Origin of the sequence: Rhodococcus sp. IEGM1339 (assembly GCF_050321925.1) — a bacterium.
Classification (GTDB): domain Bacteria; phylum Actinomycetota; class Actinomycetes; order Mycobacteriales; family Mycobacteriaceae; genus Rhodococcus; species Rhodococcus pyridinivorans.
In genome coordinates this window covers 1-9,911 of record NZ_JBNQFT010000045.1, presented here as the reverse complement: position 1 = coordinate 9,911, position 9,911 = coordinate 1, and the positions used below count along the sequence as shown (strand labels likewise).

Sequence of the window (9,911 nt, the reverse complement as noted above, 5' to 3'; positions counted from 1 at the left end):
GTGATGTCAGAGTCCAGTGGCGGAACCTCCGCCGTAAGTCCACACCCACCTGCTCGCCAGGTGATTGCGACATTCGACACCTATGCCGACGCCGAGAGCGCCGTCGACTACCTCTCCGACCAGCATTTCACGGTAGACAAACTGGCCATCGTCGGTCGCGACATCGAGCTGGTCGAGCAGATCGTCGGCCGATTGAACTACGGCTGGGCCGCTCTGCGGGGCGCCGCCGCGGGCGCGCTGACGGGTGCGCTGTTCGGCTGGATCTTCGGGTTACTCGATTGGGTCCAGCCGCTGCTCACGGGCCTCGCGCTCGCCTTCTACGGGTTGGTATTCGGTGCCGTTGTGGGCGCTCTGCTCGGCCTGCTCATGTATGCGCTGCAGGGCGGCCGGCGCGACTTCACCTCAATCCAGTCATTACAACCACGTCACTACGAAGTCCTCGCCGATGTCGAGGTCGCGGACGAAGCCGTCCGCTTGCTCACCGGCCGGACCGATCGAAAGGAATGAGTCATGGCGACTGCTGTGGGTATAGACCTGGGCACCACCAACTCGGTCATCGCAAGCTGGCAAGGCGGCGAGCCGGTGGTGATCTCCAATGTCGAGGGTGCGCGGACGACGCCGTCGGTGGTGGCGTTCACCGAGAGCGGCGAGCGCCTGGTGGGTCAGCTTGCCCGACGGCAGGCGATCTTGAATCCGAAGGGCACGATCTACTCGGCGAAACGCTTCATCGGACGTCATTACGACGAGATCTCCGAGGAGGCCAAAGCGGTCAGCTTCGACGTCGTGCCGGGTGACAATGGTGAGGCCCGATTCGACGTGCGGGGAAAGAAGTACGCGCCGGAGGAGATCAGTGCCCTGGTGCTGCGCAAGCTCGTCGACGACGCGAGCAAGTTCCTCGGTGAGAAGGTCAAGGAAGCGGTCATCACCGTTCCGGCCTACTTCAACGACGCGCAGCGCAACGCCACCAAAGACGCCGGCCGGATCGCGGGCCTCGAGGTCCTGCGGATCATCAACGAGCCGACCGCTGCGGCATTGGCGTACGGCATGGACAAGCAGACCCACGAGACCGTACTGGTCTTCGACCTCGGCGGCGGCACCTTCGATGTGAGTCTGCTCGATGTCGGCGAGGGAGTGGTCGAGGTTCGTTCCACGGCCGGCGACTCCCACCTCGGCGGAGACGATTTCGACCGGCGCCTGGTGGACTACCTCGCCGACGAATTCCAGCGTGCGGAGAATATCGATCTGCGCAAGGATGCGCAGGCATTGCAGCGCCTCTTCGAGGCCGCGGAGAAAGCCAAGGTCGAGTTGTCCTCGGTGACACAGGCCCAGGTCAACTTGCCCTTCGTCACCGCTGACGCGAACGGTCCCAAGCACCTCACCACCACGATCATGCGATCGAAGTTCGAGGATTTGACGGCGGATCTGGTGGAACGCTGCCTCGACCCCGTGAAGCAGGCGATGAGTGACGCCAAGGTCACCGCCAACGATATCGACGAGGTGATCCTGGTCGGTGGTTCGACACGTATTCCGGCGGTGCAGGCACTGGTTCGCCGGCTCACCGGCGGTAAGGATCCCCACATGGGCGTCAACCCGGACGAGGTCGTGGCGCTCGGTGCCGCAGTCCAGGCGGGCGTGCTCAAGGGCGAGGTCTCCGATGTGCTGTTGCTCGATGTCACCCCGCTGTCCCTCGGCGTCGAGACGCAGGGCGGGGTGATGACCAAGATCATCGAGCGCAACACGACGATCCCGGCCCGGCGCAGCGAAGTGTTCTCCACGGCGGAAGACAATCAGTCCGCCGTGGACGTCGTGGTGCTGCAGGGCGAACGCGAACGGGCTGCCGACAACCGGGTGCTCGGCCGGTTCCGGCTGGAAGACATCCGCCCTGCGCCACGCGGCGAGGCGCAGGTCGAAGTCACTTTCGATATCGACGCCAACGGCATCCTCAACGTCACCGCCCGCGACAAGGACACCGGCAAGGAGCAGAGCATCACGATCAGTGAGCAGGGCAACCTGGACCAGAGTGAGGTCGAGCGCATGCTGGCAGAGGCCGAACGGAACCGGGGTGAGGACGAGGCGCTGCGCAAGGCGGTCGACGCACGCAACGCGCTCGATTCGGTTGCCTATCAAGTGGAACGGCGACTGGCCGAACTCGGTGACAGTGCGCCACCGCACGACAAGGCGCGGGCCGAGATGCTGATCGCCGACGCCAGGAAGGCGGTCAAAGACGGTGCTTCACCCGCGGAGGTAGAGCCACTGACCTCGGAGCTCCAGCAGCTGCTCTACGGGCTCGCGCCGGTCCAGGACGGCGGCGACGGACACCAGGCCGGCGGCGCAGAGGCTGCGTCGTCGGATGACGACGACGTGATCGACGCCGAATTCGATCGAAGCTGAGGCACACGATGGACAGGTCTGCAGATCATTCGACGACCGAGCCGGCTACCGAGGGTACCGACGGGGATCAGACCGAGACGGCGCCTGATCGCACCGACACGGGGGCCGAGTTGGCTCAACTCGAGGACCGCTGGCGCAGGGCCCTCGCAGATCTGGACAACCTGCGCAAGCGGTATGCCAAGGATCTGGATCGTGAACGCGCCGCGGAGGTGGCGAAGGTTTCCGCGGCGTGGCTGCCGGTCCTGGACAATTTGGAGCTTGCGCTGGCCCATGCGGGCAGCGATCCTCAGACCGTCGTCGAGGGTGTGAAGGCGATCCGGGATCAGGCGGTGCAGGTGCTCTCACGGTTCGGCTTCGAGCGCCACGACGAGGTCGGTGTGCCGTTCTCCCCGGAGCTCCATGAAGTGGTCAGTGTGGTGGCCCAACCCGACCTTCCCTCCGGGACCGTGGTCGAGGTCTTGCGCCCGGGCTATGGAGAGGACGGGCGGCAGCTGCGTCCCGCCGCGGTGGTCGTCAGCCGCCCCGAGGGGTGAGCACCGATGGCGCGTGACTTCTACGAAGTGCTCGGGGTCCCGCGGGGCGCCGGCACCGACGAAATCCAGCAGGCCTACCGCAAGCTGGCCCGCAAGTATCACCCCGACGTGAACAAGGACCCCACTGCGGAGGACAAGTTCAAAGAGATCAATGAGGCCTACCAGGTGTTGTCCGACCCGGACACCCGGAAACGCTACGACCGATTCGGTGACGACTTCCGGCGTGTGCCCGAGGACTACGACGAACGGGTCCGGGCAAGCGCCGGTGGGTTCGGCGGCGGGTTCGGCGGCGGGTACGGCGGTGGGGGCGGGGGCAGAAGGGTGCACTTCGGTCACGGTGTCGGTGGCGAGGGCGGCGTCGACTTCGAGGACCTCTTCGGGCAGATGTTCGGCGGCGGTGGCGGGTACGGGCCGATTCCCGGCGCCGATCAGGAAGCGGAACTGGAACTGCCCCTGGAAGAGGCGTATCGGGGCGGCAAACGCACTCTCAGACTGGACGGCCGGCAGTACGACGTCGACATTCCGGCCGGTGTCCTGGACGGCCAGCGAATCCGGCTGGCCGGGCAAGGCGGGCGGGGCAACGGCGGCGCGCCGCCCGGGGATTTGTACCTCGTGGTGCGGATCAAGCCGCATCCCCGGTTCCGCGTCCAGGGCCGGGACATCTACGTCGACCTGCCCGTATCGCCATGGGAGGCGGTCCTCGGCGCGACGGTCGTCGTTCCCACCCCGGGCGGTGAGGCGAAAGTCAAAGTGGTGCCGGGCTCGTCGACGGGACGGAAGCTGCGCCTGCGCGGAGAAGGCATGCCCAATCCGCGGGGCGCCAACGGCAACCTCTACGCCGAAATCAAGGTGATGGTGCCGCCGAAACCGACAGCACGCGAACGCGAGCTGTTCGAGCAGTTGGCCGCCGAATCGAACTTCGATCCGAGGAAAGACACATGAGCACCCCGACCCCGGTCACCGGGTACGTATTGGTTCGCCGTGCCGGTTTGTCGCCAGATGCCTTCGCCGAACGTACCGGGCTGCACCCCGACCTGGCACGAAAACTTGTGGCTCTCGGCCTGCTCGACGCCCACCGCGACGCCGGCGGCGAAATGTCGTTCGAACCATCCGAAGTGGCCCACGCCGCCCGCATCCAACGGCTGCGGACCGGTCTGGGCCTGAACTACTCGGCAATCGGGCTCGTGCTCGATCTGCTGGATCGAATCGAGAAACTCGAAGCAGCGTCCCGCAGAAGGAGGACACCCCCATGGACACCGGCAGCCTGACTGAAAAGTCACGAGAAGCCCTGCAGGAAGCCCAGAACGTCGCGACCAGAATGGGTCACACCGAGGTCGACGGAGAGCACCTGCTGCTCGCGTTGGTCGATCAGCAGGACGGGCTGGTACCCCGACTGCTCGAGCAGGCCGGCGCGAACGTCGACGCCCTGCGATCCGACCTGGAACGTGAACTCTCGCGTAGGCCGAAGGTCAGCGGCCCCGGTGCGACGCCCGGTCAGGTGATGATCACCCAGCGCCTGGCCAAGCTGCTCGACGCCGCGGAACGGGAGGCGAAGCGACTCAAGGATTCCTACGTGTCGGTGGAGCATCTCGTGATGGCCCTCTCCGAGGAGGGGTCGACCAGTGCGGCCGGACGGGTTCTCACCAGTCATGGGGTCACACGAGAGACCTTCCTCGCCGCCTTGACCACAGTGCGCGGCAATCAGCGCGTCACCTCGGCCACCCCGGAGGGTGCGTACGAGGCGCTCGAGAAGTACGGACGCGACCTCGTCTCCGAGGCGCGGGCAGGCAAACTCGATCCGGTCATCGGCCGCGATGCCGAGATCCGCAGGGTAACGCAGATCCTGAGCCGGAAAACGAAGAACAATCCGGTGCTGATCGGCGACCCCGGCGTCGGCAAGACCGCGATCGTCGAGGGCCTCGCCCAGCGGATCGTCCGCGGCGACGTGCCCGAGGGCCTACGCGACAAAACGATCTTCTCGCTCGACATGGGTTCCCTGGTGGCCGGCGCGAAGTACCGCGGCGAGTTCGAGGAGCGACTGCAGGCGGTGCTGTCCGAGGTGAAAGCGGCCGAGGGGCGCATCCTGTTGTTCGTCGACGAGTTACACACCGTCGTCGGCGCAGGATCGGTCGGCGGCGAGGGATCTCTCGACGCCGGCAACATGCTCAAGCCGATGCTCGCCCGCGGCGAACTGCACATGATCGGTGCCACCACTCTCGACGAGTATCGCAAGCACATCGAATCCGATGCAGCATTGGAGCGTCGATTCCAGACGGTTCTCGTCGACGAGCCCAGCATCGAGGATGCGATCTCGATTCTGCGCGGACTTCGAGAACGCCTCGAGGTGTTTCACGGCGTGAAGATCCAGGACGGCGCACTGGTGGCCGCCGTGACCCTCTCGCACCGGTACATCACCGACCGCTTCCTTCCGGACAAAGCGATCGATCTGGTAGACGAGGCGTGCGCCCGGCTACGCACCGAAATCGATTCGATGCCCGCCGAACTCGACGAGCTCACCCGGAAGGTGACCCGGCTGGAGATCGAAGAGGCCGCGCTGTCCAAGGAAACGGACGCGGCCAGCAAGACACGCCTCGAGGAGTTGCGTAAGGAACTGGCCGATCTGCGGGCCGAGGCCGACGCCCGGCACGCTCAGTGGGAGGCAGAGCGCCAAGCGATCCGTCGGGTGCAGGAGCTACGGGGAGAGCTGGAACGATTGCGCCACGAAGCCGAGGAGGCCGAACGCAATTACGACCTCAATCGGGCCGCCGAGCTGCGATACGGCGAGATCACCGAACTCGAACGCAAACTCGAGGCGGCGGAGGAGCAACTGGCTACCAGGCAGGGCCGCAATCCGTTGCTGCGTGAAGTGGTCACCGAAGACGAGATCGCAGAAATCGTGGCCGCATGGACGGGTATCCCGGTCGCCCGGCTGCAGGAAGGTGAGCGGGAGAAACTGTTGAAGCTCGACGAGATCCTCCACGAGAGGGTCGTCGGTCAGGACGAGGCGGTGCAACTGGTCGCAGACGCGGTGATCCGGGCGAGGTCCGGCATCCGTGATCCGCGCCGGCCGATCGGTTCGTTCATCTTCCTGGGACCGACGGGCGTGGGAAAGACCGAGCTCGCAAAGACGCTGGCCAGCGCCCTCTTCGACAGCGAAGACAACATGGTGCGCCTGGACATGAGCGAGTACCAGGAGCGGCACACGGTGAGTAGGCTCATCGGTGCGCCCCCCGGGTACGTCGGGTATGACGAGGGGGGTCAGCTCACTGAGGCGGTGCGTCGCAAGCCGTACTCCGTGGTGCTCTTCGACGAGATCGAGAAGGCCCATGCCGACGTCTTCAATACCCTGCTGCAGGTGCTCGACGACGGCCGGATCACCGATTCTCAAGGCAGGCAGGTCGATTTCCGGAACACGGTGATCATCATGACCTCGAACATCGGATCCCAGCATCTCCTCGACGGAGTCACAGCGGACGGCGAGATCAAGCCGGACGCCCGGGAGCGGGTGCTGGCGGAACTGCGCGGGCACTTCCGTCCCGAGTTCCTCAACCGGGTCGACGACATCGTGTTGTTCACCCCGCTCACGCTGCCCCAGATCGAGCACATCGTCGAGCTGCAGCTCGCCGATCTTCGGAACAGATTGTCAGAGAGACAGATACACCTGGATATCACACCGGAAGCACGCCGGCTCATCGCCGAACACGGTTTCGACCCGGTCTACGGTGCACGGCCCCTGCGCAGGTATATCGCCCACGAGGTCGAAACCAGGATAGGTCGTGCGCTGTTGCGCGGCGAAATCGAACCGGGCGGCACCATCAGTGTCACGGTCGATGACGGCGAACTGTCCGTCGCATATACGGAACCCGCCATCGCGGCCTGAGAAGGGTGTCGTCATGGGATCCGACAAGGTGAAGTGCCCACACTGCGGCAAGGTCAACAAGGTGCCGGCGGCCGGGAACGGGAGACCCCGCTGCGGGAATTGCCACGAGCCGCTGCCCTGGATCGCCTCGGCAGGGGATGGCGATTTCGCGGAGGTCGCCGAGAAATCCTCGGTGCCTGTACTCGTTGATCTCTGGGCGACGTGGTGCGCTCCGTGCCGAATGGTCAGCCCCGCGCTCGAGCAGCTCGCCACAGAACGCGCAGGTCAGATCAAGCTCGTCAAGGTTGACGTGGATGCTGCACCCCAGACGGCCGAACGTTTCACCGTCCGTGCCGTTCCGACGCTGCTGGTGATGGACCGGGGTGAGGTACTCGCTCGTCAGGCGGGCGCCGCTCCGGTACCCCAGCTGCGCACATGGCTCGATCAGGCGCTCTCGGAAAAAGCAGGCAATGAGGCGAACTCATGACTTTTGCCCACGCGGACCCACATGTGATCGCGATCCGGCCCGTGGCGCCCCGCACTCCACAAGGTTGCGAGGAATGTCTTCGCCTCGGAACCCCGTGGGTGCATCTGAGGCTGTGCCTGACGTGCGGACACGTCGGATGCTGCGACTCCTCGCCGGGTAAGCACGCGAGCGCGCACGCTCACACCCTTGGCCATCCGATCGTCCAGTCGATGGAACCCGGTGAAGATTGGCGCTGGTGTTATGTCGACCAGAACTTCGTCTGAGGACGCCCCCCGCCTCGGCGACGGTCAGCTCGTCGACGACGAGACTCCGGATACAGTCGGGGCATTCCCGCGGTTGACGGACGACCAGGTCGCGACGCTCGAGACCGGAGGCACACGTCGATCGGTTCACGCCGGCGAGGTGCTGATCCGAGAGGGCGCGCCCAGCAACGACTTCTTCGTCATCCTCACCGGCAAGGTCGCGATCATCGACGAGGGCGCCGTGGACGGCGAACGTCGGATATTGCGCGTGCACGGTCCGGGCCGATTCCTGGGCGAGCTCGGACTGCTGGATGGCCAGGTGGCGTTCTTCACCGCCGAGGTGATCGAGGACGGCGAGGTGCTCGTCGTCCCAGCCGAGCGGGTGCGCGCGCTCGTGGCCCACGATCTTGTGCTCAGCGATCTGATCCTGCGGGCCTACCTGGTGCGCCGGCACCTGCTGATCGGGCTCGGTTCGGGGTTCCGGATCATCGGCTCCTGCTATTCCCCGGATACGTTGCGGCTTCGGGAGTTCGCGATGCGCAACCGATTGCCCCACCGGTGGATCGATCTGGAGCGGGACGAACGGGCGGAGCAGCTGCTGCGCAGCCTGGGTGTCGCCCCAGAGGATACTCCCGTCGTGATCTGGCACGGCGAGAAGGTGCTGCGCAATCCGACGAACGCCGAACTCGCCCGCATCGTCGGGCTCCCGGTCCCGGACTCGGTCCCGGACGCAGCCCAGGACGTGTGCGACCTCGTCGTCGTAGGTGCCGGACCGGCGGGTCTGGCCGCGTCCGTGTACGGCTCATCCGACGGGTTGAACACGGTGACACTGGAGTCGATCGCCGCGGGCGGCCAGGCCAGTACCTCCTCCCGGATCGAGAACTACCTGGGCTTTCCGGCGGGGATCTCCGGTGCCGAATTGGCCGAGCGCGCCGTGATTCAGGCCGGGAAGTTCGGTACCCGCCTTCTCGTGTCGGCGGAGGTGACCGGTTTGGGATCCGAGGGCGGGCACCATGTGCTCCAACTGGCGGACGGCGGCGAGATCCGCGCCCGGGCGGTCGTGCTCGCCACCGGGGCGCGATATCGCAAGTTGGAGGTTCCGGGAATCGAGGCACTGGAGGGGAGAAGCGTGTATTACGCCGCAACCCATCAGGAAGCGCGGCTGTGCGGCACCGACCCGGTAGCCATCGTCGGCGGCGGAAACTCCGCCGGCCAGGCCACCGTCTTCCTCGCAGACCAAGTCTCCCACGTTCACCTGCTCATCCGCGGCGGTGACCTCGGAAAGAGCATGTCCCGATACCTGGTCGACCAGATCGAACGGCATCCGCGGGTGACCGTGCACCGGAATACCGAGGTTCGTCAGGTCCACGGTGAGAAGTACCTCGAAGAGATTGTGGTCGAGGACAATCGCACGGGGGAACAGGACACGATCGGGGTGCACGCTCTGTTCGTCTTCATCGGGGCGATGCCGCATACCGGGTGGCTGGCCGACGCGATCGCGCTCGACGATCACGGCTTCGTCCTCACGGGCATGGACGCGGTCCGCGCCCGAGGGGACGGCGACCGGCGGATCGGCGCCGGGTTGTCGAGGACGCTCGAAACCAGCCGGTCCGGCCTGTTCGCGGCGGGCGACGTCCGCAGCGGCTCGGTGAAACGGGTCGCATCCGCTGTCGGTGAAGGAGCGATGGCGGTTCGCCAAATCCATGAATACTTCGAGAGGAGCTGACGACATGCCAGTGATGGGCACCGTGAAATTCCAGCGGTTCTTCCGGGTAGCGGCTGGACTGCACGTCGACCGGAACGACCTCAAGCGCTATACGGATTTCATCGACGACAAGATCTACGACGTGATCCTCATCGGCAAGGCCTCGGCAAAGGCAAACCTGCGGGACGTGATCGAACCGTGGGACCTGCCGATCACCAAGGGGCTGCAGGAGAGCATCCACCGGTTCGAGAAGCTGGACGAGGAGATCGAACTACAACCTCTGCTCGACCAACTGGCGGCCCGGCCATCCTTGGACGTAGCCCTCTCCGAGGAGACCGAGCAACGACTGCCGCTGATCGCCGGAGGCCTGAGCGTGGCACTGGCGCATACCTTCGTCACGGTCGAGCCGGACCGCAAGAACCCCGGGACCGCCGAATGGAGCGTCGCCTTCGACATCTTCCATCAACTCCTCTGAACCCAGCCAGCGACCGGGCACTGATGGCGGACAAACGTGCCAGACACATCGAGGACGATGTGATCTGGCCGAGATACAAAGGCGGAATGGACCGCTACTCACAAACAACATCTCGTAGATGGGTCAAGTCCAGATGCGTGGTGTAACGAGGTCGCCGCGTGATTCCTCGGGTGGTTATGCGGTCAGTGCTGGTGCAACCTCCTCGGCGGGTTCGGTGGC

10 protein-coding genes are annotated in these 9,911 nt (G+C 65.4%); all 10 read left to right on the top strand.

All coding sequences use genetic code 11. The features are described from left to right. Nucleotides 1–3: 3 nt before the first annotated feature. Genes ACQR3U_RS23115 through ACQR3U_RS23070 form a run of 10 tightly spaced genes read left to right on the top strand, consistent with a single transcriptional unit; the run spans nt 4 to nt 9,692 of the window. Nucleotides 4–507 carry a general stress protein gene (locus tag ACQR3U_RS23115; RefSeq protein ID WP_005203454.1) on the top strand — a complete coding sequence of 168 codons (504 nt, stop codon included), beginning with the start codon at nt 4–6 and terminating at the stop codon, nt 505–507. A gap of 3 nt (nt 508–510) precedes the next feature. Continuing rightward, nucleotides 511–2,391, top strand: a complete 1,881-nt coding sequence (gene dnaK, locus ACQR3U_RS23110) for a molecular chaperone DnaK (RefSeq protein WP_230811582.1) — start codon at nt 511–513, stop codon at nt 2,389–2,391. A gap of 8 nt (nt 2,392–2,399) precedes the next feature. Next, nucleotides 2,400–2,924, top strand: coding sequence for a nucleotide exchange factor GrpE (locus tag ACQR3U_RS23105; protein WP_230811581.1), 525 nt, complete (start codon nt 2,400–2,402; stop codon nt 2,922–2,924). A 6-nt stretch (nt 2,925–2,930) separates the two neighbouring features. After that, a complete protein-coding gene (locus ACQR3U_RS23100) occupies nt 2,931–3,866 on the top strand; it encodes a DnaJ C-terminal domain-containing protein (RefSeq protein WP_230811580.1) in 936 nt (311 codons plus the stop codon). After that, on the top strand, nt 3,863–4,192 hold the full coding sequence (locus ACQR3U_RS23095) for a chaperone modulator CbpM (RefSeq protein ID WP_230811579.1): 330 nt from the start codon (nt 3,863–3,865) through the stop codon (nt 4,190–4,192). Before ACQR3U_RS23100 ends, ACQR3U_RS23095 begins: the two co-directional genes overlap by 4 nt. Beyond that, a complete protein-coding gene (gene clpB, locus ACQR3U_RS23090) occupies nt 4,174–6,804 on the top strand; it encodes an ATP-dependent chaperone ClpB (RefSeq protein ID WP_230811578.1) in 2,631 nt (876 codons plus the stop codon). The genes ACQR3U_RS23095 and clpB overlap by 19 nt, the downstream gene beginning before the upstream one ends. 13 nt (nt 6,805–6,817) lie before the next feature. Continuing rightward, nucleotides 6,818–7,270, top strand: a complete 453-nt coding sequence (gene trxA / locus ACQR3U_RS23085) for a thioredoxin (protein WP_037216975.1) — start codon at nt 6,818–6,820, stop codon at nt 7,268–7,270. Further along, nucleotides 7,267–7,533 (top strand): UBP-type zinc finger domain-containing protein, encoded by a 267-nt coding sequence (locus ACQR3U_RS23080; RefSeq protein WP_230811577.1) that lies wholly within the window; start codon nt 7,267–7,269, stop codon nt 7,531–7,533. Before trxA ends, ACQR3U_RS23080 begins: the two co-directional genes overlap by 4 nt. Then, nucleotides 7,511–9,238: an FAD-dependent oxidoreductase gene (locus tag ACQR3U_RS23075; protein WP_230811576.1), complete on the top strand. Its 1,728-nt coding sequence runs from the start codon at nt 7,511–7,513 to the stop codon at nt 9,236–9,238. The genes ACQR3U_RS23080 and ACQR3U_RS23075 overlap by 23 nt, the downstream gene beginning before the upstream one ends. Nucleotides 9,239–9,251: 13 nt before the next feature. Continuing rightward, nucleotides 9,252–9,692 carry a DUF1931 family protein gene (locus ACQR3U_RS23070; protein ID WP_428692137.1) on the top strand — a complete coding sequence of 147 codons (441 nt, stop codon included), beginning with the start codon at nt 9,252–9,254 and terminating at the stop codon, nt 9,690–9,692. Nucleotides 9,693–9,911: the final 219 nt, after the last annotated feature.